This window comes from Streptomyces sp. NPDC031064 (assembly GCF_055570965.1).
This window is the reverse complement of sequence record NZ_JBVIGF010000002.1, coordinates 379,457-403,541: the sequence shown is the minus strand read 5'-3', so window position 1 is coordinate 403,541 and position 24,085 is coordinate 379,457. Positions and strand designations below refer to the sequence as shown.

21 protein-coding genes are annotated in these 24,085 nt (G+C 72.9%); 10 read left to right on the top strand and 11 right to left on the bottom strand.

Features of this window, described 5'->3' with window-relative positions; all coding sequences use genetic code 11:
- Positions 1 to 6: 6 nt before the first annotated feature.
- The 3 genes from ACZ46W_RS08590 to ACZ46W_RS08580 all read left to right on the top strand — a co-directional run bounded on the left by ACZ46W_RS08590 (position 7) and on the right by ACZ46W_RS08580 (position 2,831).
- A complete protein-coding gene (locus ACZ46W_RS08590) occupies positions 7 to 1,128 on the top strand; it encodes a C40 family peptidase (protein WP_468333453.1) in 1,122 nt (373 codons plus the stop codon).
- A gap of 77 nt (positions 1,129 to 1,205) precedes the next feature.
- Positions 1,206 to 2,189, top strand: a complete 984-nt coding sequence (locus ACZ46W_RS08585; RefSeq protein ID WP_468333450.1) for a GlxA family transcriptional regulator — start codon at positions 1,206 to 1,208, stop codon at positions 2,187 to 2,189.
- A 24-nt stretch (positions 2,190 to 2,213) separates the two neighbouring features.
- The gene (locus ACZ46W_RS08580; protein WP_468333447.1) at positions 2,214 to 2,831 is read left to right on the top strand and encodes an isochorismatase family protein; all 618 of its coding nucleotides are present in this window, start codon (positions 2,214 to 2,216) and stop codon (positions 2,829 to 2,831) included.
- 3 nt (positions 2,832 to 2,834) lie between these two features.
- On the opposite strand, the gene ACZ46W_RS08575 is transcribed toward ACZ46W_RS08580, so the two are convergent.
- Genes ACZ46W_RS08575 through ACZ46W_RS08555 form a run of 5 tightly spaced genes read right to left on the bottom strand, consistent with a single transcriptional unit; the run spans position 2,835 to position 8,357 of the window.
- Positions 2,835 to 4,070 (bottom strand): styrene monooxygenase/indole monooxygenase family protein, encoded by a 1,236-nt coding sequence (locus ACZ46W_RS08575; RefSeq protein WP_468333444.1) that lies wholly within the window; start codon positions 4,068 to 4,070, stop codon positions 2,835 to 2,837.
- A gap of 16 nt (positions 4,071 to 4,086) precedes the next feature.
- A complete protein-coding gene (locus tag ACZ46W_RS08570; RefSeq protein WP_468334711.1) occupies positions 4,087 to 4,683 on the bottom strand; it encodes a GTP-binding protein in 597 nt (198 codons plus the stop codon).
- A 1-nt stretch (position 4,684) separates the two neighbouring features.
- A complete protein-coding gene (locus tag ACZ46W_RS08565; RefSeq protein WP_468333441.1) occupies positions 4,685 to 5,095 on the bottom strand; it encodes a DUF742 domain-containing protein in 411 nt (136 codons plus the stop codon).
- Positions 5,092 to 5,601 (bottom strand): roadblock/LC7 domain-containing protein, encoded by a 510-nt coding sequence (locus tag ACZ46W_RS08560; protein ID WP_468333438.1) that lies wholly within the window; start codon positions 5,599 to 5,601, stop codon positions 5,092 to 5,094. The genes ACZ46W_RS08565 and ACZ46W_RS08560 overlap by 4 nt, the downstream gene beginning before the upstream one ends.
- Positions 5,598 to 8,357 carry a nitrate- and nitrite sensing domain-containing protein gene (locus ACZ46W_RS08555; RefSeq protein WP_468333435.1) on the bottom strand — a complete coding sequence of 920 codons (2,760 nt, stop codon included), beginning with the start codon at positions 8,355 to 8,357 and terminating at the stop codon, positions 5,598 to 5,600. Before ACZ46W_RS08555 ends, ACZ46W_RS08560 begins: the two co-directional genes overlap by 4 nt.
- 369 nt (positions 8,358 to 8,726) lie before the next feature.
- Here ACZ46W_RS08555 and ACZ46W_RS08550 point away from each other — a divergent pair, with 369 nt between their 5' ends.
- Positions 8,727 to 9,503 (top strand): protein phosphatase 2C domain-containing protein, encoded by a 777-nt coding sequence (locus tag ACZ46W_RS08550; RefSeq protein WP_468333432.1) that lies wholly within the window; start codon positions 8,727 to 8,729, stop codon positions 9,501 to 9,503.
- 48 nt (positions 9,504 to 9,551) lie between these two features.
- Here ACZ46W_RS08550 and ACZ46W_RS08545 read toward each other — a convergent pair whose 3' ends face one another.
- Together ACZ46W_RS08545 and ACZ46W_RS08540 are read right to left on the bottom strand one after the other, a co-directional pair.
- Positions 9,552 to 10,466, bottom strand: a complete 915-nt coding sequence (locus tag ACZ46W_RS08545) for a hypothetical protein (RefSeq protein WP_468333429.1) — start codon at positions 10,464 to 10,466, stop codon at positions 9,552 to 9,554.
- Between the two features lie 69 nt (positions 10,467 to 10,535).
- Positions 10,536 to 11,000, bottom strand: coding sequence for a MarR family winged helix-turn-helix transcriptional regulator (locus tag ACZ46W_RS08540; RefSeq protein WP_468333426.1), 465 nt, complete (start codon positions 10,998 to 11,000; stop codon positions 10,536 to 10,538).
- Positions 11,001 to 11,219: 219 nt separating this feature from the next.
- On the opposite strand from ACZ46W_RS08540, the gene ACZ46W_RS08535 reads away from it, so the two are divergent.
- Entirely contained in the window at positions 11,220 to 12,044 is an 825-nt protein-coding gene (locus tag ACZ46W_RS08535) for a lysozyme (RefSeq protein ID WP_468333423.1), read from the top strand.
- Positions 12,045 to 12,112: 68 nt separating this feature from the next.
- On the opposite strand, the gene ACZ46W_RS08530 is transcribed toward ACZ46W_RS08535, so the two are convergent.
- A complete protein-coding gene (locus ACZ46W_RS08530) occupies positions 12,113 to 14,926 on the bottom strand; it encodes a M4 family metallopeptidase (RefSeq protein ID WP_468333420.1) in 2,814 nt (937 codons plus the stop codon).
- 150 nt (positions 14,927 to 15,076) lie between these two features.
- On the opposite strand from ACZ46W_RS08530, the gene ACZ46W_RS08525 reads away from it, so the two are divergent.
- Complete coding sequence (locus tag ACZ46W_RS08525; RefSeq protein WP_468333417.1) at positions 15,077 to 16,066, top strand: TrmB family transcriptional regulator; 990 nt, start codon at positions 15,077 to 15,079, stop codon at positions 16,064 to 16,066.
- A gap of 30 nt (positions 16,067 to 16,096) precedes the next feature.
- Positions 16,097 to 16,885: a trypsin-like serine peptidase gene (locus ACZ46W_RS08520; RefSeq protein ID WP_468333414.1), complete on the top strand. Its 789-nt coding sequence runs from the start codon at positions 16,097 to 16,099 to the stop codon at positions 16,883 to 16,885.
- Between the two features lie 178 nt (positions 16,886 to 17,063).
- Here the strand turns inward: ACZ46W_RS08520 and lon are convergent, their stop codons facing one another.
- The 3 genes from lon to ACZ46W_RS08505 all read right to left on the bottom strand — a co-directional run bounded on the left by lon (position 17,064) and on the right by ACZ46W_RS08505 (position 21,164).
- The gene (lon, locus tag ACZ46W_RS08515) at positions 17,064 to 19,484 is read right to left on the bottom strand and encodes an endopeptidase La (RefSeq protein WP_468333411.1); all 2,421 of its coding nucleotides are present in this window, start codon (positions 19,482 to 19,484) and stop codon (positions 17,064 to 17,066) included.
- Positions 19,485 to 19,649: 165 nt separating this feature from the next.
- Positions 19,650 to 20,219, bottom strand: coding sequence for a hypothetical protein (locus ACZ46W_RS08510; RefSeq protein WP_468333408.1), 570 nt, complete (start codon positions 20,217 to 20,219; stop codon positions 19,650 to 19,652).
- A 168-nt stretch (positions 20,220 to 20,387) separates the two neighbouring features.
- Positions 20,388 to 21,164, bottom strand: a complete 777-nt coding sequence (locus ACZ46W_RS08505; RefSeq protein WP_468333405.1) for a rhomboid-like protein — start codon at positions 21,162 to 21,164, stop codon at positions 20,388 to 20,390.
- Positions 21,165 to 21,304: 140 nt separating this feature from the next.
- On the opposite strand from ACZ46W_RS08505, the gene ACZ46W_RS08500 reads away from it, so the two are divergent.
- The 3 genes from ACZ46W_RS08500 to ACZ46W_RS08490 all read left to right on the top strand — a co-directional run bounded on the left by ACZ46W_RS08500 (position 21,305) and on the right by ACZ46W_RS08490 (position 23,899).
- Complete coding sequence (locus tag ACZ46W_RS08500; protein ID WP_366127481.1) at positions 21,305 to 22,000, top strand: spermidine synthase family protein; 696 nt, start codon at positions 21,305 to 21,307, stop codon at positions 21,998 to 22,000.
- Between the two features lie 82 nt (positions 22,001 to 22,082).
- Positions 22,083 to 22,820: a response regulator transcription factor gene (locus tag ACZ46W_RS08495; RefSeq protein ID WP_366127482.1), complete on the top strand. Its 738-nt coding sequence runs from the start codon at positions 22,083 to 22,085 to the stop codon at positions 22,818 to 22,820.
- A complete protein-coding gene (locus ACZ46W_RS08490; RefSeq protein ID WP_468333400.1) occupies positions 22,817 to 23,899 on the top strand; it encodes a HAMP domain-containing sensor histidine kinase in 1,083 nt (360 codons plus the stop codon). The genes ACZ46W_RS08495 and ACZ46W_RS08490 overlap by 4 nt, the downstream gene beginning before the upstream one ends.
- The last annotated feature ends 186 nt before the right edge of the window (positions 23,900 to 24,085 follow it).

The window sequence follows — 24,085 nt, the reverse complement described above, 5'->3', positions numbered from 1 at the left end:
GATGGCATGTCAGGACAACTGCTGCGGACCGTGTGCGTGGCCGCCCTGCTGGCGACCCTGCCCGCCGGCCCCGCGACCGCCGCGCCCGAACCACCGCAGTCCACGGTGCCGGAGCTGCTCGCCCAGCTCCGCACCCTGTACCAGCAGGCGGAGGAGGCGACCGAGACGTACAACGCCACCGAGGAGCAACTGAAGGCGCTCACCGCCGAGACGAAGAAGCTCACCGGTGACCTGAGCCGCACCCGCGACTCCCTCGCCCGCGCCCGGGCCGACGCCGGACGGCTGGCCCGCGCCCAGTACCAGGGCCGTACCGACTTCTCCTCCTCCCTGCGCCTGCTGCTCGCCCGCGACCCCGACCACGCCCTCGACCAGCACCGGCTGCTCCGGCGCGCCGCGCGTGAACGAGCCGCCACCGTGGCCCGGCTGGAGAAGGGCGAGAAGCGGGCGGACGAACTGGCCACGGCCTCCCGCAAGGCGCTGGACCGGGAACAGACACTGGCCGAGAAGCAGAAGAAGGCCCGCGACGAGGTCACCGCCCGGCTCAAGGAGGTCGAGGAGACCCTCGCCGCGCTGTCGGACGACGAGGTCGAGGAGCTGGCCGCCCTGGAGGAGGCCGAAACGGCGGCCGCCCAGCGCGAACTCCTCGCCACCGGCGAGCTGACCGGCACCCGCACCCCCTCCGAACTGGGCGACGAGGCCCTGGAGTACGCCGCCGGACAGATCGGCAAACCGTACGTGTGGGGCGCCGAGGGCCCGGAGTCCTTCGACTGCTCGGGCCTCACCTCGCAGGCGTGGGCCAAGGCGGGCCGCCCCATCCCCCGCACCAGCCAGGAACAGTGGCGCACCCTCCCCAAAGTGCCCCTGCGCGCCCTGCGCCCCGGCGACCTGGTGGTCTACTTCCCCAAGGCCACCCACGTCGCCATCTACCTGGGCGACGGCCTCGTCATCCAGGCACCCCGCCCCGGCGCCCGCGTCAAGGTCTCCCCCATCGCCGCCAACCCCCTCCTCGGCGCGGTACGCCCCGACCCCACCGCCCGCTCCCTGCGCGCCTACACCCCGCCGCGGCTGCCCCCGGGCGCGGCGGGCGGCTCCGACGAGGGCAACGACCAGGGCAACGACCGGGGCTGAGGCCCGCCGCGGCGGGTGGCCGAATGTGACAGAGAGCCGTCATTGCGGCCATCGGGCCCCGCCGTGACCATGGACGCATGCCCACTTCCCACCGCGTCGTCATCGCGGTCTTCCCGGACGTCGACCTGCTCGACGTCACCGGCCCGGCCGAGGTCTTCGCCCTGGCCAACCGGGTGACCGACGGCCGGGCCGGGTACGAGGTGCGCCTGGCGGGCCCCGGGGCCGGGCCGGTCGTCACGTCGGCCGGCGTACGTCTGGTGACGGACCTGACCTTCGCCGAGGTGGGGGCCGCGGTGGACACCCTGGTGGTGCCCGGCGCGGTGGACCCCTCCCCGGACGGCCCGGTGGCCCGGGTCGACGACACCGTGGTGGAGTGGGTGAGGGCGACGGCACCGTACGCGCGGCGGATCGCGTCGGTGTGCGTGGGCGCGCACGTGCTCGCGGCCGCCGGGCTCCTGGACGGGCGGCGGGCGACCACGCACTGGTCGACCGCGGCACAACTGGCCGCCGAGTACCCGCGGGTGCGCGTCGACGCCGACCCGATCTTCGTCCGCTCCGGCCAGGTGTGGACCGGGGCGGGCATCAGCACCTGCATGGACCTGGCGCTCGCCCTGGTCGCCGAGGACCACGGCGAGGAGCCCGCCCTGGCCGTGGCCCGGCAGTTGGTGATGTACCTCAGGCGGCAGGGCGGCCAGAGCCAGTTCAGCGTGCCGCTCAGCCGGCCCGCGCCGGCCCGCCGGGACATCGACGAGCTGCGCGTGTTCATCACCGAGCACCTCGACGACGACCTGTCCGTGCCCGTGCTGGCCGAGCGCATGTGCCTCAGCGAGCGCCATTTCGCCCGGGTCTTCCGCCAGGAGACCGGCACCAGCCCGGCCGCCTACGTGGAGGCCGCACGTGTCGAGGCGTCCCGCCGCCTGCTGGAGACCACCGACGAGCCGCTGGAGCGGATCGCGGCGGCGACCGGCATGGGCTCGGTGGAAACGCTGCACCGCGCCTTCCGCAAGCAGATCAGCACCACCCCGGCCGCCTACCGGCGCCGCTTCCGTACCGCTTCCTGACCGACCGAAAGGCTCCGTTCACCCATGAATGTCTCCACGACCCTGCGTGACGTCACCGGCCTCGACAACACCCTGCCCCGCCTCGGCGAGACCACCCTGATACTGATCGACTTCCAGAACACCTACCGCACGGGCGTCATGGCCCTCGACGGCGCCGAGCCCGCGCTGGCCGCCGGGGCGCGGCTGCTCGCCGCCGCCCGCTCGGCCGGCACGCCGGTCGTCCACGTCATCCACGACGGGGGCGAGGGCACGCCGTACGACATCCGTGCCGAGATCGGCGCCATCAGCGCGGAAGTGGCGCCCGTCGACGGCGAACCGGTCGTGGTGAAGGGTTTCCCCAACTCCTTCCACCGGACGGATCTGGAGAAGACGCTGCGCGCCCTGGACGCCGGACCCGACCTGGTCCTGGCCGGGTTCATGACCCACATGTGCGTGGCCTCCACCGCCCAGGGCGCATTCAACCTCGGCTACCGGCCCACCGTCGTGGCCGAGGCGACCGCCACCCGCTCGCTGGCCGCGCCCGACGGCAGCACCGTGCCCGCCGCCGCGCTGAAGACGGCGAGCCTGACGACCATCGCCGACCTCTTCGGCACCGTGGCGCCCACCGTCGAGCACCTCACCGCCGGACAGCTCACGGGCTGACCGTCACGCCCCCGCGACGGACGCCAGATAGGCACCCGCCTTGTCCGGGTCGTAGAAGAAGTTCTCGAAGTCGGACGGGTCGTTGAAGCCGTTCGCGATCCGGTGCGCCACGGGCGGGAGCTGGCCGGCGCCGCCGATGAGGTTCAGGACGTGCTCCGGCGGGACGCCCAGCATCGCGTTGGTCCACTTGGTGACGTGCTGGGCGGTCTCCCAGTAGCGGTCGAACGTCTGCCGCATCCACGCCTCGTCGAACGGCTTGTCGCCGTGCTCGGTGATCGAGGCGAGGTAGGAGGCGGCGCACTTGGAGGCCGAGTTGGAGCCCTGGCCGGTGATCGGGTCATTGGCGACGACGACGTCCGCGACGCCCAGGACCAGGCCGCCGCCGGGCAGCCGCCCGATGGGGTTGCGGACGGTCGGGGCGTACCGGCCGGACAGGGTGCCGTTGGCGTCGGTCAGCTCCACCTTGGTGGCCCGCGCGTACTCCCAGGGCGTGAACCTCTCCATCAGCTCCAGCGTCAGCGCCAGGTGCTCGGAGGGGTCCTTGACGCCCTGGAAGACGTCCAGCGGGCCACCCGGGATGCCCTCCCAGAAGAGGATGTCCGCCCGGCCGCTGGTGGTCAGCGTCGGCATCACGAACAGCTCGCCGACCCCCGGCACCAGGTTGCAGCGGACCGCCTCCATGTCCGGGTGCTCGGGGCGCGGCCCGAGCCCGTGGACGTACGCGACGGCCAGCGCGCGCTGCGGCTCGCTGTACGGGGAGCGGGAGGCGTCCCGGCCGAACATCGACACCAGCTCGCCCTTGCCCGCCGAGACGAGCACCAGGTCGTACGTGCGCGAGAAGTAGTCCAGGTCGGAGACCGCCGCGCCGTGGATGACGAGCTGGCCGCCGCGCTGCGCGAAGGTCTCCATCCAGCCCGCCATCTTCACGCGCTGGTCGACGGACTGGGCGTACCCGTCCAGTTTCGCGACCCAGTCGACCGGGCGGGAACCGTCGGGCGCGCCGACGGAGACACCGAGGCCCTCGATGCGCGGCGCCTGGGACTCCCAGAAGTTGATGCCGAGGTCCCGCTCGTGCTGGAGCGCCGTGTCGAACATGCACTGCGTGGACATGACCCGGCCGGCCCGGATCTCGTCCGCCGTGCGGTTGGACATCAGGGTGACCTCGTACCCCTGCGACTGGAGGCCGAGGGCGAGCTGGAGGCCGGACTGCCCGGCTCCGACGATGAGTATCTTCCGCATCGAAGGTCTCTTTTCCTTACTCAGGGGTGGTTTCGAGGGCACGGGCGACGAGCGCCAGCAGCGAGTCGACCACCGTGATCCGCTTCCGGGCGTCCATGATCACGATGGGTACGTCCTTGGGCACCGTGAGCGCCTCGCGCACGTCCTCGGCCTCGAACAGCTCGGTTCCCTCGAAGTGGTTGACCGCCACGACGTACGGCAGGCCGCAGCTCTCGAAGTAGTCCAGCGCCGGGAAGCAGTCCGTCAGCCGCCGGGTGTCGGCCATCACGATCGCGCCGATCGCGCCGCGCACCAGGTCGTCCCACATGAACCAGAACCGCTGCTGCCCCGGCGTACCGAAGAGGTACAGCACGAGGTCGTCGTCGAGCGTGATGCGCCCGAAGTCCATGGCGACGGTCGTGGTGAGCTTCTCGGGCGTCGCGGACAGGTCGTCGGTGTCCTCGCTCGCCTGGGTCATCAGCGCCTCGGTCTGGAGCGGCGTGATCTCGGAGACCGATCCGACGAAGGTCGTCTTGCCGACGCCGAAGCCGCCCGCCACGACGACCTTCGTCGCGATGGGGGCGCGGGTGTGGTCGAGCTGCCAGGAGTGGGCCTCAGGCTCTTCCACGGCTATCTCAGAGACGGCGGAGACCACTCAGCACCCTTTCGAGCAGTGCGCGGTCGGGCTGGCCGGTGCCGTGACCGGTGCCGTACACGCGGATCCTCCCCTGGTCGGCCAGGTCGCTGAGCAGCACCCGGACGACGCCCAGCGGCATCTTCAGCAGCGCGGAGATCTCGGCCACCGTACGCATACGGCGGCAGATCTCGACGATGGCCCGCATCTCCGGCATGACCCGGGAGACGAGCGTGCCGTTCGTCAGCTCCTTGCGCTCCTCGGGCGCCTCCAGCGCGGCGACGAACGTCTCGACGAGCAGGACGTGGCCGAAGCGGGTGCGGCCGCCGGTGAGCGTATAGGGACGGACGCGGGCGGGCCGCCGCCCGCCGCCCCGGACCGGCAGTCGGCCGGCGGCGGATGCGGAGGTCATTCGGCACTCTCCATCGACTGGCGCAGCTCTCTGCGGAGTTCGGGCGTGAGTACGTGTCCGGCCCGGCCGACGAAGAGCGCCATGTGGTACGCGACGACGCTCATGTCGCAGTCGGGCGTGGCGTGCACGCCGAGGAGCGAGCCGTCGCTGATCGACATGACGAAGACGCTGCCCTCCTCCATCGCGACCATCGTCTGCTTGACGCCGCCGCCGTCCATGAGCTTGGCGGCGCCGATGGTGAGGCTGCCGATGCCGGAGACGATGGTGGCGAGGTCGGCGCTGGACCCACGCGGCCCGTCGGACCGGGGGCGGTCGGCCGGGGCCTTGGCCTTGCGTTCCGCCGGGTCGGAGGAGAGCAGCATCAGCCCGTCGGACGAGACGACGGCTACGGAACGGACCCCCGGCACCTCCTCGACGAGGTTGCCGAGCAGCCAGTGCAGGTTCTTGGCCTCGCTGCTCAGTCCGAACGGTGCGGTGCCGGTGGTACTGCCGGTCCTCGCAGTCAACTGCGTGCCTCCTCGACTGTGTCCCCCGTCTCTTCGGTACGTACCGCTTCCAACTGCTGGGTGCTCTCCGCGATCTCGGCCTCGGCGTCGCGGCGGCCCGCCTGGGCGCCCTGGTGGAACCCGCCGAGCCGGCGCCGCAGCGCCTCGGCGTCCACCCCGCCCTTGCGCCCGGCGGCCGGCGCGGTCGGCTCCACGACCTTGGGCGTCCGCTTGGGCAGCCCCTTGTCGGTGACGCGCTCCCACTTGGGCTCGCGGGCGCGCGGCTGGGCCTCGTCGCCCTCGGCGTCCTCCGCGCGCTCGTGCACCTCGGCGCCGTGCTCGGGCTCGGGCTCGGGCTCGCTGTCGGTCTTTTCGTGCTCCGGCTCGGTGCCGGGCTCGTCGGCCCCGGCCTCCGGTGCGCCCGGGGCGCGGACCTGAAGGGTGGTCTCGGGCCCGGCGGGGGCGTCCGGTTCGGGCGCGTCGTCCGTGGGGGCGCCGGCCGAGGTCGCGGCGATCGTCGCTTCGGCGGCGGCGACCAGCGGGTCGCGGGCCGTGCGGGCGCCGGGGAGCGTGTTGGAGTTGGCCTCGGCGACCGAGCCGGGGAGGTTCAGCGTGGGGGCCGTGCCCGCGACGGCGACCGACGGGGGCAGGGCGGTCGGCGGGGCGTCCGGGAGCAGCGCGGGCGGGAGGACCACGACCGCCGTCACGCCGCCCTGCTTGTGCTCCCGCAGTTGGACCCGTACGCCGTGCCGCGCCGCGAGCAGCGCGGCCACCCGGATGCCGAGGCCCTCGCCGTCCCGGTCGGCGGCGGACGCGGGCTCCGTCTCCGGGTCGGCCAGGCGGGCGTTCAGCTCGGCGAGCCGGCCCTCCGTCATCCCTATGCCCTCGTCCTCGACGGAGAGCATCACCTCGCCGCTCTCCAGCAGCCAGCCGGAGAGCTGGACCTTGGCGTCCGGCGGCGAGAAGGACGTGGCGTTCTCCAGCAGCTCGGCGAGCAGGTGGCTCAGGTCGTCGGCGGCGAACCCGGCCACGTACGCGTGCGGCGGCAGGGACTGGATGGTGACCCGCTCGTACCGCTCGATCTCGCTGACGGCGGCGCGCGCCACGTCGACCAGCGGAACCGGGCCCTGGTGGGCGTGGTTGTGCTCGTGGCCGGCGAGGACGAGGAGGTTCTCGCTGTGGCGGCGCATGACCGTGGCCATGTGGTCGAGCTTGAAGAGCGTGGCGAGCCGCTCCGGGTCCTGCTCGCGCTCCTCCAGCTTCTCGATCACGGCGAGCTGCCGCTCGACGAGCCCGAGCGTACGGAGGGAGAGGTTGACGAACGTGTGGTGGACGCTGCCGCGCAGCGCCTCCAGCTCGGCGCTGATCTCTTCGGTCCGCTCGCGCAGTTGGGCGCGCTGCCCCGCCAGTTCGGCGGTGAGGGCCTCGCGGGCGGCGACGGCGTCGGTGCGCTCGGCGTCGAGCTGCTCGGCGCGGGCGCCGAGGTCGAGGAGCTTGCCGTGCAGGGTGTTGAGGGAGCGTACGACCTGGGCGAACTCGTCGTTGCGGCCGGTGTACCGGACCGGTTCCTCCGTCTCGGGCGCTCCGGCGAGGCGGGCGGCGCCGATGCGGAGGACGGCGAGCGGCTGGGTGAGGGTGCGGGCGACGGCGGTGGAGACGCCGATCGCGATGAGCAGGCAGCCGCCGAGGAGCGCGATGCGCAGTTCGAGCGCGGTGACGTCGTCGTCGCGGAGCTGCTCCATGCGCCGCACCTCACCGGTGGCGAGGGAGGATTCGACGCCGCGCATCTGCTCGATGCGGGCGGTGAGGGTCGCGCGGAGCTTCTCCTGGTCGGTCTTGCGCTCGTCCTTGGACAGCTCGGGCCGGTCGGTTAGGCCCGCGAGGTAGGTCTCGGCGCTCTTGACCTCGGGGCCGGTGACCGTGGCGGCGAGGGAGTCGCGGGCGGCGGGCGGTGCGGCCTGGTCGAAGTCGGCGAGGGCGGCCTGTTCGCGGACCCGGGCCTGCTGGGCGGCGGCGCTCAGCGCGCCGCGTGTGCGGTCGGCCTCGTCGCCGGCGGGGTCCTCCGGCTCGACGTACTGCCCGGTGACGGGGTCGTAGACGAGGCCGGTGCTCTTCTTGCCGGGGACGGCGAGCGCGCCGAGGAGCAGGCCCCGGGTGGCGGAGGCCTGGTCGACGGCCCGGCCGAGCTCGGCGAGGGCCCGGGTGCCGGCGCCCGCGTCGGCGGCGCGGGCGGGGGTCTTGTCGGCGAGCTGGGCGGACAGGGCGTGGAGCTTGGCGATGACGTCGGTGTACGCGCGGTGGGCCTCCATGGCGGTGCCCTTGCCGGTGAGGGCGGAGCGCCGGATGGCGGGCAGGTCCGCGAGGTCGCGGCGGAGGCCGGCGGGCGCCGCGGCGTGGATCTCGTCGATCTGCCGGTCGACGCGGGCGCGGTGGGCGGCGTCGACGGCGGGCGGGGCGCCCTTGCCGCCGCTGCCCTCCTTGTCGCCCTCCTCGCCGCCCTTGGCGGCGCCCCGGCCGGCGGCGATGTACGCGGTGACCTCGTCGCGCTCGTCGGCGAGGGAGTGCGCGAGGGTGACCGCCTGCCGGTTGAGCTCGGCGAGGGTCACCAGTCGCTGGGAGTCGGTGAGGTCGCCGGAGGCGGTGAGGACGGCGGGGGCGCCGGCCCCCAGGACGGTGATCCCGACCAGGGCGACGCCGACGACGAGCCGGCTGCGTACCCGTACGCCGCGGCCGCCCGGTGCCTGGGGATCGCCGGGAGTCTCACTGCGCTTCTGCACCGGTTCTCACATTCTTGAACTCGTCCGCCCATGAAGCAGAGGTGACGACCGGTCACACATGCGATCAGCCCCCCAACCCCTGGTACGGCCTCGACCATTCCAGCGCTGTTGTTGAAGGGGGCACACGTCGGCCACTCCGCCACCCGAAGGAGTGAACAACAATCCGGAGTTGGCGAACAACTCTCCCGGGCGCATGCCCCATGGGCGCGCGGTGGGACGGGTTGAAAGATCCACGCGGGCTTTGGCAGGATGCGCGCCCGCATCTTGCCGGAGGACCGGATTCCGGCTCGTACCCCCTTCCGGCCTGCTGGTACAGGCCAATTCCGGCCCTTTGTGGGCCGTGTGAAGGAGTCATGCAGACTGGGGCGCATGCGCAGCGAGATCTCCTCCGTGCCGGGCACACCGCAACGCCCCAACGAGGACTGGGCTTCCGTGGCGGTTCCCGCGTCCGGCCAGGGCGGCACCCTGGTGGTGCTGGACGGGGTGACGCCCCCGCTCGACGATGACGGTTGTGTGCACTCGGTCCCCTGGTTCACGGCGAGGCTCGGTGGCGCCTTGACCGAACTGTCCGGTTCCCGCCCCGACCTGACGATGGCCGAGATTCTGGCGGAGGCAATTCGGCGCACCGCGGACGCCCACCGCGACACGTGTGACCTTTCTCACGTGCGTACGCCTCAGGCGACGGTGGTCGTGGCGCGCTGGGACGCGGAAAGCGTCGAGTACCTGGTGCTGGCCGACTCGGTGCTGCTGCTCCGGTCGCCGGAAGGGGCGGTACGGGCGGTGCTGGACGACCGGCTCGACCGGCTGCCGCCCGGCTCGCTGGCGTCGCACGCGGTCACGGACGCGACCGTGCGGAACAAGGAGGGCGGTTTCTTCACGGCCGCGGCCGACCCGTCGGTGGCGGCCCGCGCGGTCACCGGCAGCGTCCCGTCCGCCGAGGTGCGGGCGCTGGTCGCCATGACGGACGGGGCGACGCGCTGGACCGAGGTGTTCAAGAGGGGCGACTGGGCGGACTGCTTCGCGGTGGTGAGCGAGGAGGGCCCGCACGGGCTGATCGCCCGGGTGCGGGAGCTGGAGGCGTCGCCCTCGTACGCGTACCGCTGGAAGCGGCACGACGACGCGACCGTGGTGCACGTCGAGCTGTGAGCGCCCGGGAGTCCGAGGGCCCTGAGGGCGCCGCCCCCGGTCATCCGGTCACGGGCGGCAGACGTCCGTGGTGGTGACCGCACCGCCGTCGTTCTCGTCGTCGGTGCCCACGATGCCCTCGCGGGAGCCGGGCAGGCACGCCAGGGCCTCGATCTTGTGGCCGGGGAACGCGGCGAGCCGGTGCGGTGAGCGGTGCACGGTCAGGCGCAGGCGGTCGCCGTGGCCGGCCGTCACCCGGCCCGCGTCGAAGAGGGCCGAGTCGTAAGGCCCGTCGTCGCCCGGGTCCGACGCGGAGGAGACCGTCACGCGGCCGGTGGCCGAGACCTCCACATCCGATATGTGCCGCACGTCCTGGGCGGGGTAGGGCACGCGGAACTCCGCGGCGGTCCGCTCGCCGAAGGTGTTGTCGCGCGGGTCCCATTCCGCCGCGGACAGCGTCGCGGGCCGGTCGTCCTGCCCCCGGTCGGCCCACACGGCGATGATCTCCCCGCCCCGGGTGGCGGTGAGGGCGAACCCCTCGTAGTTGTCGTCCGGGGAGATCCCGGGCACGGCGAAGGCGGCCAGGACCCGCGCGGTGTCCTGCCCCGGCTCCCAGTGGATCCGGTACGCCGTTCCCCGGCCGGTGAGCGCGATGTACTCGTGCGGCCGGCCGGGCACGGCGTCGATCGCCTCCAGGTCCACCGCGGGCTCCCCGGCCCAGGCGACGGGCCGCTGCCACGGCTGGGCGCCCGGGCGGTGGCGCAGGGCGACGAGCCGGTTCTCACCGGGCTTCTTGTTGTCGCGCACGGCGAGCAGGTCCGCCGTGCCGCGGTGTACGCCGCCGACGGCGATCCCGCTGATGCCCGTGGTGATGTCGTCGCCGACCCGCTGCCAGTCGGCCTCGTGATCACGGGCATGGGCGGCTGTGGCGGACGTGAGGAGGACGGCCCCCGCGAGGGCGGCGCCGAGAACGTTCTTGATCATCGGTCGATGATGGAGGCGGGGGTGCGCATCCGGCCACCGTCACCCGGTTATCGACTTCGCAAAATGTGGTCAGCTCTCGGCCGAGGTGTTGAGCTGGTGCAGCAGCCGGGCCAGCTCGGCGACCTCGGCGCGGTCCCAGCCCGCGAGCTTGCGCACGTAGCGGGCGCGGCGGGCGTCGCGTACGCGGCGGAAGCGGCTGCGGCCCTCCTCGGTCAGGCGTACGAGGGAGGCGCGGCCGTCGGCGGGGTCGGGGTCGCGGGCGACGAGCCCGAGGTCCGCCAGGGCGCGCAGTTGGCGGCTCATCGTGGCCTTGCCGACGCCGAAGTACGCGGCGAGGTCGGTGGCGCGCTGGGTACCGGCCTCCTCCAGGCGGACCAGGAGACCGTAGGCGGCGGGTTCGAGTTCGGGGTGGACCTCGCGGGCCATTTCGCCGGACGAGGCGCGGGCGCGGCGCAGGAAGACCGCCAATTCACGCTCCAGGGCGAGGAATTCCTCGTCGACTTCGGCGGCATTCCCCGTACGGCTTTCCTGCACGTCAGCACCCCTCGCGCGCTTTCCCGGCTCTGAAAGTTGTGTTCGGCGGCGGGCCATTGCCGCAGCTCGCCCAGTATTTCGCAGGCATAGACCAACGGCGGCACGGAGCCCCTCTTCCACGGGCCGGTTCTACGTGCGTAGCGTCATGAATGGCATGTTCACGCCACACATGCCGTCATCCCCGCGCTCCACCCCCACCGAGGCCTTCGGAGGCACGCCATGCCCGTGCACAGATCCGTCACGCTCCTCGCGACCCCGGCCCTCATCCCGCTGCTCATCGCCCTCGCCCTCACCCTCCCGGCAGCGGCGACCGCCGCCGGCAAGCCGCCCGCCCCGCCGGCCCGGGGCAGCGCGTACATGGGCATGGGCGTCCCCGCCCACGACGGCGTCGGCGGCCTGCCGCCCGACAACCGTGCCGTCCAGACCGAAGGCGTGGACGTCTCCAGCCACCAGGGCAACGTCGACTGGGCCGCCCTGTGGAACAGCGGCGTGAAATGGGCCTACGTCAAGGCCACCGAGGGGACGTACTACAAGAACCCGTACTTCCCCCAGCAGTACAACGGCTCCTACAACATCGGCATGATCCGGGGCGCGTACCACTTCGCCACACCCGACACCACGACCGGCGCGGCCCAGGCGGACTTCTTCGCCAACAACGGCGGCGGCTGGTCCCGCGACGGCAAGACCCTGCCCGGCGCGCTGGACATGGAGTGGAACCCGTATGGGGCGGCCTGCTACGGCAAGAGCCAGTCGGCGATGGTGAGCTGGATCCGCGACTTCCTGAACCGCTACAAGTACCGCACGGGCCGGGACGCGGTGATCTACACGGCCACGAGCTGGTGGAAGCAGTGCACGGGCGATTACGGCGGCTTCGGCGCCTCCAGCCCGCTGTGGGTGGCCCGCTACAACACGACGGTGGGCGAACTGCCGGCCGGCTGGACGTACTACACGATGTGGCAGTACACCTCCACGGGCCCGATCGTCGGCGACCACAACAAGTTCAACGGCGCCTACGACCGCCTCCAGGCCCTCGCCAACGGCTGACCGCCCGACGAGAACGGCGGAACCCCCCGGCGCGGACGGGCGCCGGGGGGTTGTCGGAGGGACGTGCCTCAGCCGCAGAGGCCGGCCGGGCGGGAGCGGGTGACGAGGTTCGTCCAGCCCGTCGTGCCGTCGATCCAGACGACCCCGGTGCCGTGAAGCGCCGCCGGGGAGAGCTGCTCGCCGCGGTTGCAGGAGACGCGCTCCTTGCGGGTGCCGTCGGTGGTGAGCTGCCAGTTCTTCGGCAGGGTCTCATTGCGGTACGCGGTGTCCGGCAGGGAGGCGTTGACCGTGACCGCCGACTCGGAGACCGTGAGCTCGTGGGCGATCAGCGCGCCCGGCTTGGCCTCGCCGCTGATGTCGTACGAGCCGGTGCCGTCGACGTTCGCGCGGCGGATGCCCATCTGGCCGTCGTCGGCGATGTTCTCGTCGGTGAGCCAGAAGACGTGGCTGCCGTTGAGGGCGGTCTGGCCCAGGGTCTGCGGCTCGTCCAGCCGCTCGGTCATGGTCTTCTTGCCGGTCCTCAGGTCCAGGAGCTCCACGCCGAGCCGGTACTCGCCGCCCTCCGGGTAGAGCTTGGCGTACGCGATCCTGCCGTGCGAGACCGACGGGAGCCCGGTCAGGACGTCGTCACCGCCACCGTCCACGTACGTCGGTTCACGGTCGCCCGCGCGCAGGTGGACGACGTGGCGGGAGAACAGCCCGAGCGTCTCGAAGACGGTCACGCCGTTCTCGGTCCGCAGTCCGGCGACGTCGGAGGTGGTGGACGAGTACAGCTTCTTGATGGGCCCGCCCGCGATCGGGCGGGACAGGATGTCCACGCTCGTCGCGCCGTACGCCGCCCAGACGACGGTCTTGCCGTCCGTCGCCGGGTAGACGTGGTAGCGGCCGTCGTTGGGGCTCATCAGCCTCGGGCTGCCCTCGCCGTCGGCGCGGCCCGCGTAGACGGAGTACGGCTCGGTGCCGTCGTCGTTGGACTTGGCGACCGTCCACCAGCCACCGCCGGCCTGCACCCCGGTGCCGGTGATGTTCAGCTTGCCCAGCAGCTCGTCGGAGTCGACCCCCAGGGCCTCCTCCCAGCCCGCGACGATGCCGTGGGCGTTGAAGGACCGCTTGGCGGTGTTCAGCCGCTGCCCGGTGACGCCCAGGTCCTTCGCCGCGGCGAGGACCGCGTTGCGCCCGTCGGTGAAGCCGTCCAGCGGGGTCATGTACTCGGTCAGCGCCTTGTACACGATTCGGTCGGCCAGCTCGGCGCCCAGGTCCTGGCGCATGTCCCACAGGGCGCCGGAGAAGATGGTCGAGTTGAGGTGCACGCCGCCGTTGTCGGTGCCGAAGGTGGCCCCGAGGAAGCTCCTGGACGTCGTGGCGCCGTCGTTGAGGTCGCGGAACGCACAGGCGCGGGGCGCCGCCCTGCGGCACAGGTCCTCGCCGATCAGGCCCGCGTCGGGGTGGTCCATCGCCATGCCGGACCGCGTGACGTCGATGGCGTTGCCGAAGTAGTCGGCGACGGCCTCGTTGAGGGCGCCGGACTGGCCCGCGTACACCAGGTTGGCGCTGTTCTCGACGACGCCGTGCGTCATCTCGTGGCCGACCACGTCGAGGTCGGCGGAGAGCGGCTTGTAGTCCGCGTCGCCGGAGCCGTACACCATCTTGGTGCCGTCCCAGAAGGCGTTGACGTACGGCAGGCCCATGTCCGTCACGCCCACCAGCGAGTTGACGGCCGAGCCGCGCCCGTCCAGGCCGTCCCTGCCGTGGCGCTCCTTGTAGTAGTCGTAGACCTGCCCGGCCGCCCAGTGCGCGTCGACCGCGCCCGCGTCGGTGGCGTCCTTGCCGAACCGCGCGGCCGGCGAGCCGAACTCCTTGAGATCGGCCGGCCAGCCGCCCACCACCTCGAAGACGTCCTTGTCGCGGGCGTCCCAGGTGGTCAGGGCGTTCTTGCTGCCCGCCGCCATCCGGGCGTGGTCCGCCAGCACGTACCGGTCGGCCGCCGCCTGGCGCACGTTGAGGTCCACCTGGGTGCCGTTGAGCAGCGTGCCGCTGCCCGCGGTCCCGGGGTGCGGGGCGGCCGGGTCGTCGGCCTGCTTCGCGGCGGTACCCGTGGGGGCCTTCGGCGGCGCGATCGTCTTGATGCCGCTGAACTGGAGCACCGGGTAACCGGCCCGCGCGTCCATGTACACGTGCTGGAGCACCGGCGCGCCGGTCACCGGGTGGGTACCGCGTACGGTCACGTGGTACGTGAGCACGCCCTCGCCGCGCGGGACGACCACCAGGTCCCCGGCGGTGCCGCGCAGCGGCGTGGCCTTCTCGGCGTCCTTGAGCGCCAGCCGCCGGCCGCCGAGCCGTTCCAGGGTCGCGGCGACCGCGCGGCGTACCGCCACGTCCTTGGCCACGGTCGGCCGCACCCCGGTCGTCAGGCCCGTGAAGTACTTGCCGGAAGTGCCGGTGACGACCCGTTCGCCGCCCTTGGTCTCCATCCGGACCACGTACTGCCCGCCGAGCACGGGCACGCCCCGGTGCTTCTGCTGGAGCCGTACGGTCTCCTCCGCGCCGCGCTTCAGCGTCTGTACGGGGGCGAGATCACGCCCCGGTTCGGCGATCTTGTAGCGGCTCTCCTTGGCGGCCAGGTGCTTGCGCGCCGCGTCGGCCGGGCTCGCCTTGGCGTCCGCCGCCTCCCGGATGCCGTCGACGAGTGCGGGGGTCGCGGTCCGCGCCCCGGGGATGACGTCGGCGGGCGGTTCGGCGGCCGGCGGGGTCGCCGCCGAGGCCGGAACCGCGGTGATCAGGAGCCCGGCGGCGGCGAGCAGTGCCGCCGCCCGGGCCCCCGCCCGTATGCCGGATCTCGCCGGATGCCGGCCGGTCGTGCCGGGCGTGCTGGGTTTACGCACAGTCCGTACCCCTCCCACGTGCTGGTCAGCCGTTCAGGTGGTCATGGCCATGCAAGCGGCGCCGGGGCGAACGCGGCAACGGATGACGGGGGTTGAGAAGTGGACACGCACACTTGTGTGGCCTGTGAAGGCGGAGTGAGAATCCGACGCATGATCCAGGGAGAACTGACCACTCTCGGCCTGGGCAGGACCGAGGAGCGCGCCTACGAGGCGCTGCTGAAGGAACAGGCGGACGGGGCGGACGAGTTGGCGCGACTGCTGGACCTGCCGCGCGAGCGGCTGGACGCGGCGCTGGACCGGCTCGTCGAGCACGGTTTCGCCCGGCCGCCCGATCCGTCCCACGAGGGCGCGTTGCCGCACCCGGCGGCGCCGGCCGCCGCGATCCGCACGCTCATCCACCGCCGACAGGCGGAACTGCACTTGAGATCGGCGGAGTTGGCGCGGTTACGGCTGGCCGCCGACCGGCTCGCGGGGGACGCCGGCGCCCAGGGGGACGGGCGCGGGCGCGTCGAGGTGGTGACGGGGCGCCGGGCCCTCACCGAGCGGGCCGGGCAACTGCTGGACGCCGCCGAACGGGAGGTGCTCATCCTGGACCGGAGCCCTCACAGGCCGCCCTTCGCCGCGCTGGACGTCGGGTCGCTGCTGGCCCGGGGCGTGGAGGTGCGCGCGGTGCTGGACCGGGCCGGGCTCGCCGACCCGGGGTGGACGCGGGCGCTGAACGGCCTGGTGGAGCGCGGACTGCGGGTACGGGTCGCCGGGGGCGTCCCGGCGCGACTGGTCGCGGTGGACCGGCGCGTCACGCTGCTGCCGCCGGTGGACGCCGCCGGTCCGCGGGCGTCCGCGCTCGTGATCGGCGACGGACTGCTGTGCGGCGCGCTGGTGCCGCTGTTCGAGGCGGTGTGGGAACGGGCCGCGCCGCTGGGCGTGGAGAGGGACGGGCCCGGTGCGTTGCCCGGGCCGCAACGGGAGCTGCTGGCGCTGCTGGCGGCGGGGCTGAAGGACGAGGCCATCGCCCGCCGCCTGGGCGTCCATGTGCACACGGCCCGGCGGCGGATCAGCCGGCTGCTGGAGTCCCTGAACGCCCGGACGCGGTTCCAGGCAGGGGCGCAGGCGTCGTCGCGGGGATGGCTGGATGACTGAGCGGCGCGCCCGTGGGCAAGGATGGGCCCTATGCGCTGCAAGAGACCGTTGCTGTGGATCGCCGCCGTCGTGACCACCGCCACCGCGTGCGGGGGGCCGTCCCATTCCGCCCCGCGCCCGGAGGCGGTGGCCGACGGCGCGGCCACGCCGGCCCCGTCGGCGGCGCCGCAGCGCTCGGCGGAGCCGTCCCCGGGGCTGCCGTCGGTCGGGGTGCTCCTCGACGACGACGGCCACTGGTGCACCGCGAGCGTGGTGGACAGCCCCAAGGGCAACGTCGTCGCGACCGCCGCGCACTGTGTGTACGCGGACGGGGCGGCCGCCGCCGGCTTCTCGTTCGCCCCCGGGTTCCGTGGGAACGCCCGCCCGTACGGCACGTGGAAGGTCCGTACGGTGCAGGTGGCCGACGCGTGGAAGGCCGCCGGCGACGACGCGGACGCCCACGACTACGCCTTCCTCACGCTGGAGCCGGACGCCCGTGGCCGCCAGGTGCAGCAGGTGGTGGGCGCGGCGCGGCCCGACTGGGCGTCGGGCCCGGAGCGGCGCGTGACGGTGACCGGCTACCCCAACAAGGACCACAATCCGGCCGACGGCCCCATCTCCTGCACCACGGACACCCGGCGGGACCCGGACCTGGCCGGCTCGATGGTGATGGCGTGCGCCGGGTTCTTCGACGGCACCAGCGGCAGCCCCTGGCTCGCGGACGGCCGCCTGATCGGCGTCCTCAGCGGCGGCGACACGGACACGGAGTCGACGGCGGTCCTCTTCGACGCGGCGACGCGCACGCTGTACGACCGCGCGGTGAAGGCCTCGGGCGCGTAACGCCTCCCGGCGCGCGGGGCGCCCACGGGGACGCGGGCGGAGGCGGGCGGAGGCGGGCGCGGGTGGCGGCGGACGCGGGCCCGGGCGGCGGGCGGCGGGCGGAGGCGGGCGGCCCGCGGGCGCGCCGGCGCCCCGCCGCGCGAGCGGGACGCGGCGGGGCTCCGGGCAGCGCGGCGGCTCAGGCCGCCAGGGGTTCGGTGGACGCGGCCGTCGTCGCCGGGGAGAGGGCGAGCTCCAGGACCTGGCGGACGTCCGTGACCGGGTGGACCTCCAGCTTGTCGAGGATCTCGGCCGGGACGTCGTCCAGGTCCGCCTCGTTCCGCTTGGGGATGATCACGGTCGTGATGCCCGCCCGGTGCGCGGCCAGCAGCTTCTGCTTCACGCCCCCGATGGGCAGCACCCGCCCGGTCAGCGACACCTCGCCGGTCATCGCCACGTCCGTACGGACCAGCCGCCCGGACAGCAGCGACGCCAGCGCGGTCGTCATCGTGATGCCCGCGCTCGGGCCGTCCTTGGGCACCGCGCCCGCCGGGAAGTGGATGTGCACGCCCCGCTCCTTCAGGCCGGTGACGGGCAGCTCCAGTTCGGCGCCGTGGGAGCGCAGGAAGCTCAGGGCGATCTGCGCGGACTCCTTCATCACGTCACCGAGCTGGCCGGTCAGCGTCAGCCCGGCGGCGCCGGTCTCCGGGTCGGCCAGCGACGCCTCGACGAACAGGACGTCACCGCCCGCGCCGGTGACCGCGAGTCCGGTGGCGACACCGGGCACGGCGGTGCGGCGCTCGGCCGGGTCCTGGGCGGACTCGGGCACGTGGTGCGGGCGCCCGATGAGCCCGCGCAGGTCGCCCTCGCCGATGGTGACGGGCAGTTCCCGCTCGCCCAGTTCGTGCTGGGCGGCGACCTTGCGCAACAGCCGGGCGATCGACCGCTCCAGGTTCCGTACGCCCGCCTCACGGGTGTACTCGCCCGCGAGCTTGCGCAGCGCCGACTCGTCCAGCGTCACCTCGCCGCTCTCCAGGCCGGCCCGCTCCAACTGGCGCGGCAGGAGGTGGTCGCGGGCGATGACGACCTTCTCGTCCTCGGTGTAGCCGTCGAGGCGGACGATCTCCATCCGGTCGGCCAGCGCCTCGGGAATGGCCTCCAGGACGTTGGCGGTGGCGAGGAAGACCACGTCGGACAGGTCGAGTTCGACCTCCAGGTAGTGATCGCGGAAGGTGTGGTTCTGCGCCGGGTCGAGGACCTCCAGCAGCGCGGCCGCCGGGTCGCCCCGGAAGTCGGAGCCGACCTTGTCGATCTCGTCGAGCAGGACCACCGGGTTCATCGACCCGGCCTCCTTGATGGCCCGCACGATCCGGCCCGGCAGGGCGCCCACGTACGTACGCCGGTGGCCCCGGATCTCCGCCTCGTCGCGCACGCCGCCGAGGGCGACCCGCACGAACTTCCGCCCCATCGCGTGCGCGACCGACTCGCCCAGTGACGTCTTGCCGACGCCCGGCGGGCCGACCAGCGCGAGCACGGCGCCGCCGCGCCGCCCGCCCACGACACCCAGGCCGCGGTCGGCGCGCCGCTTGCGCACGGCCAGGTACTCGGTGATGCGCTCCTTGACGTCCTCCAGGCCGGCGTGCTCGGCGTCCAGGACCTCCTTGGCGCCCTTGATGTCGTAACTGTCCTCGGTGCGCTCGTTCCACGGCATCTCCAGGACCGTGTCGAGCCAGGTGCGGATCCAGGCGGTCTCGGGGTTCTGGTCGCTGGACCGCTCCAGCTTGTCGACCTCCTTGAGGGCGGCTTCGCGCACCTTCTCGGGGAGGTCGGCGGCCTCGACGCGGGCCCGGTAGTCGTCGGACTCCTCGCCCTCCTTCTCGCCGTTGAGCTCGCGCAGCTCCTTGCGGACGGCTTCGAGCTGACGGCGCAGCAGGAACTCCCGCTGCTGCTTGTCGACGCCTTCCTGGACGTCCTTGGCGATGGACTCGGCCACGTCCTGCTCGGCGAGGTGGTCGCGCAGTTGCTCGGTGGCGAGCTTCAGGCGGGCGACGGGGTCCTCGGTCTCCAGCAGCTCGACCTTCTGGGCCACGGTCAGGAAGGGCGAGTAGCCGGAGTTGTCGGCGAGGGCGGAGACGCCGTCGATCTGCTGGACGCGGTCCACGACCTGCCAGGCGCCGCGCTTCTTGAGCCAGCTCGTGGCCAGCGCCTTGTACTCCTTGACAAGGTCGGTGACCTGCCCGGGCAGCGGATCGGGCACCGATTCCTCGACGGTGGTGCCCTCGACCCACAGGGCGGCGCCCGGGCCGGTCGTACCGGCGCCGATCTTCACACGGCCACGGCCGCGGATGAGCGCGCCGGGGTCGCCGTCGGAGAGCCGCCCCACCTGCTCGACGGTGCCGAGGACGCCGATGCCCGCGTACGTCCCGTCGATGCGCGGCACCAGCAGCACCTTGGGCTTGCCCCCCTGCGTCCCGGACGACCGGGCCGCCGCCTGCGCGGCCTCCACCGCGGCGCGCACCTCGGTGTCGGACAGGTCCAGCGGCACCACCATCCCGGGCAGCACGACCTCGTCGTCGAGGGGCAGCACGGGCAGGGTGAGCGGTGTGGACGTCGAAGCCATGATCTCCCCTTCGGCAGTCAAGTTGAGCTGTACACACTCAATGCTTATGACAGCCGAAGTGTTCCCCACGCTTGTTCGCTCTGAGCGATCAGTAGGCGCCCTGCCCCTGAAACGCCTCCGGCCCGCCGCCCCGGGTGGGGTGGCGGGCCGGAAGGGGGAACGGGCTCAGTCCTGGTCGTTCACGAACTCGCAGTTGGCCGCGGATTCGTCGCCCGAGGCGTCCATGAAGACCGTGTCCGACCCGCCGCCACAGGACGTGACGACGTCGCCGCCGCCACCGTCCCTGATGTTGATCGTGTCGCTGCCGGAGTTGGTCAACACGGTGTCGCTGCCGGAACCGGCGTCGACCGTGGTGTTCCGCGCGACCTGGACGGTCACGGAGTCGTCACCGTCACGGAGGGTGGCGCTGAGCCGGCTCACGCCCGAGAGCGTGCCGCATCTGGCGACCGTGGCGGTCCGCTGCTGGCACCCGGGACCGGCGGTGATGCCGTTGAGATCCTCGACATGCAGGAAGGTTCCGGTACTGGTCGCCACGGCGAAGAAGCGGACCTGGTTCTGCACGTCCGCCGCGTCCCCGCCGTCACGCGCGCTCAGCGCGACCGTGCCGAACGCGCGGGTCACCGTGGAGGCGGCCGGCTGCGCGGACGCCGGTGAGGCGACCGCCAGGGGAAGCGCCAGGCCCGCGACCACGGCCGGGATGGCCAGCCGCTTCAGGGTGCTGCTCGTGATCTTCATGCTCTGTTCTCTCTCCTTCTGACGAAGAGGGCGCCGCGACCGGCCACCCGGCGTCAGTGAAGCAGCGCGTGACCACATATGCACCATTTGTCACACTTTGGCGAGGCAAGCGGGTGGAGGGGCCGCTGACCGGGATCGTCCGGAGCCGACCGTACGGGCCGTGCGCGCTCAGGAGCGCCGCCGGCCCGTGCGGCGCAGCAGCGGCCAGCAGCCGACGCCGATCGCCAGCGCCAGCGGGTGGCCCCAGTTGGTGAGCGGGTCCTCGAAGGCCACCAAGTCCTGGAGCAGCATCACCGACACCCACGCCAGCACGACCCCGCGCGCCACCGGGTTCAGCAGCCCGGCCAGGGCGCCGACGGACGCCATCAGCCCGAAACTGATGCCGTAGTCGAGCCGGTGCAGGGACGTGTCCGGCAGGTGCCCGGCCAGCACGGACAGCGCGACCGGGATCTCCGTCGCGAGCGTCGCCACGACATGCCCCACCAGGAACACGGCGGCCGCCCGCCACGCACCGATCCGGCGCTCCAGCGCCGTCAGCACGAACACGAACCCGATCGCGTACGGCGAGAACAGCCCGCCCGCCACCCACAGCGCGCTGGCGACCAGCACCAGCAGCGGCGTACGCGAGAGGTGGGCGACGTCGGTGCTGGAGGCGTGCAGCAGTCGCGCGACGGTCCCCGGGTCGCCGTACTCGGCGAAGAGCGAGGTGGCGACCAGAACGAGGGTGTAGCCGAAGGTGAACGGCGTACCGCTCGGCGAGGGCAGCAGCCGCGCGCACCGCCGCCACCGGGCCGCCGGCCGACGAGCCGGGGCGGACACCGTGGGCGTCACCGGCACCACCGGTGTCACCGGCGCCACCGGAGTCGTGCTCGCCGTGCGCTGTTGCGGGATGCCCTTCAGCAGCTCGACGCCGTCACTCGTCCCGCGCGTCCGCAGCCGGTGCACCCGAGGCCGCCCTTCCCTGTCGACAAACCCCCTGCACAACACCCCCGGATCAACCCTGCTCCCAGCCAACGCGATCATGTGCGATCACGTCCATGACATAGGTCACAGCGGTCGGCCCGCACCTCGCTACGCTGAGGATCATGGCTGTGACGACACCCGTGACCGCGCCCGCTACAACGCCCGTGACGCTCGACCGCCGCGAGGGACCGTACGGCGAGGTGGTGCTGCGCCGGCGCGGCGAGGACTTCGAGATCATCGCCAACGGCACCTTCCTGATGGACACCTCCGACGGCCGGTCCGAGCGGCTGCTGATCGACGCCGCCCTCTCGGCGCTCGGAGCGCGCCCGCACCCCGCCGTGCTCGTGGGCGGGCTCGGGGTCGGGTTCTCGCTCGCGCACGCGGCCGCCGAGCCCGCCTGGGGGCGCATCGCGGTCGTCGAGCGGGAGCAGGCGATCATCGACTGGCACCGCGAGGGGCCGCTGGCCCGGATCTCCGGCGAGGCGCTCGCCGACCCGCGCACGGTGCTGGTCCACGGCGACCTGGTCGAGTACGTCCGCAGCTCCCCCGACACCTTCGACGCGCTCTGCCTGGACATCGACAACGGCCCCGACTGGACCGTCACGGAGGACAACGACAGCCTCTACTCACCGGCCGGTCTGGCGGCCTGCGCGGCCCGGCTGAACCCCGGCGGAGTCCTCGCCGTCTGGTCCGCCCAGCCGTCCGCCGATTTCGAAGAGTCATTGCGGAATGCCGGGTTCAGCGGGGTAAGAACCGAAGAGGTCCCGGTTGCCCGGGGCGTACCGGACGTGGTCCACCTCGCCGTTCGCCCTGCGTAGCCGGGACCCGGTCGGTGCCTTTACGCTGCTGACCGAACACACGGATCTACACGCTCGCGCAGGACGCGACAGGGGCGGGGCGATGGAGCAGACACACACCAGCCACACCGGTACGGCGGTCGCGCCGGGTACACAGCGCCGAGTGCTGGTCGTCGAGGACGACACCACCATCGTCGAGGCCATCTCCGCCCGGTTGCGGGCCGAGGGCTTCCTGGTGCAGACGGCCACCGACGGCCCGGCGGCCGTGGACGCCGCCGAGGCGTGGCAGCCCGACCTGATGGTGCTCGACGTCATGCTCCCGGGCTTCGACGGCCTGGAGGTGTGCCGCCGGGTCCAGGCCCAGCGGCCGGTGCCGGTGCTGATGCTGACGGCCCGCGACGACGAGACCGACATGCTGGTCGGCCTCGGGGTCGGCGCCGACGACTACATGACCAAGCCGTTCTCGATGCGGGAGCTCGCGGCCCGGGTGCACGTGCTGCTGCGCCGGGTGGAGCGGGCGGCGCTGGCCGCCGTCACGCCCCGCAGCGGGATCCTGCGCCTCGGCGAGCTGGAGATCGACCACGCCCAGCGGCGCGTACGCGTCAAGGGCGACGACGTCCACCTCACCCCGACGGAGTTCGACCTGCTGGTCTGCCTGGCGAACACGCCCCGCGCGGTCCTCTCCCGCGAGCAGCTCCTCGCCGAGGTGTGGGACTGGGCGGACGCGTCGGGCACCCGGACCGTGGACAGCCACATCAAGGCGCTGCGCCGCAAGATCGGTGCCGAGCGGATCCGTACGGTGCACGGCGTCGGCTACGCACTGGAGACGCCCGCGCCATGAGGTCGCTCCGGTCCCGGCTGCGCTCGGTCTCGATCTCGATCAAGACCAAACTGGGCACCCTCGTCGTCGTCTCGGTCTTCATCACGACCGGCCTGCTGATGGTGGCCCTGCGCACGGAGACCGAGCTGCGTTTCATCACCGTCTTCTCGGTGATCGCCACGCTGCTGATCACCCAGTTCGTGGCCCACGGCCTGACCGCGCCGCTGGACGAGATGAACACGGTCGCCAAGGCCATCTCGCACGGCGACTACACCCGCCGGGTGCGTGGCGCCGACCGCCGCGACGAGCTCGGCGACCTGGCCTGCACGATCAACCGCATGGCGGACGACCTGGAGGCGGTGGACCGGCACCGCAAGGAGCTGGTGGCCAACGTCTCGCACGAGCTGCGCACGCCGATCGCGGCGCTGCGCGCGGTGCTGGAGAACGTCGTGGACGGCGTCTCCGCCGCCGACCCCGAGACCATGCGCACCGCCCTGAAGCAGACCGAGCGGCTGGGCCGGCTGGTCGAGACGCTGCTGGATCTGTCACGGCTCGACAACGGTGTCGTACCGCTCCGGTCGCGGCGCTTCGAGGTGTGGCCGTACCTGTCGGGCGTGCTGAAGGAGGCCAACCTGGCCGCCGCGCAGCGCGGGCTCAGCTCCGGGTCGGGCAGCCACAGCCGTACGGACGTCCACCTCCACCTGGACGTCTCGCCGCCCGAGCTGACCGCCCACGCGGACAGCGAGCGGCTGCACCAGGTGGTGGCGAACCTGATCGACAACGCCGTGAAGCACTCCCCGCCGCACGGCCGCGTGACCGTCCGGGCCCGGCGCGGGCCGCTGCCGGAGTCGCTGGACCTGGAAGTGCTGGACGAGGGGCCGGGCATCCCGGAGTCGGAGCGGCACAAGGTCTTCGAGCGGTTCAACCGGGGCAGCGTCCCCTCGCCGCACGGCCCGGACAGCGACGGCGGTACGGGCCTGGGGCTGGCGATCGCCCGCTGGGCGGTCGATCTGCACGGCGGGCGCATCGGGGTGGCCGAATCCGCACGTGGATGCCGGATCCAGGTCACCCTTCCAGGGATCCCTCAGCCGCGCGGTTGACGTAGGGTTCGAACCGGAAGCACGCGTTCTGCATGTTGCCGGTCAAGGGTGTGCGTCATCGAGGGGCGCAGCCGCGCTGCCCCCTACCCATACACAAGGCAACCACGCTTGTTTCCCGCCATTTCCTGCGCCGAAACACGTCTCCGGATGTGATCTACGCGACGATGGCACGCCCGGTCTGCACGT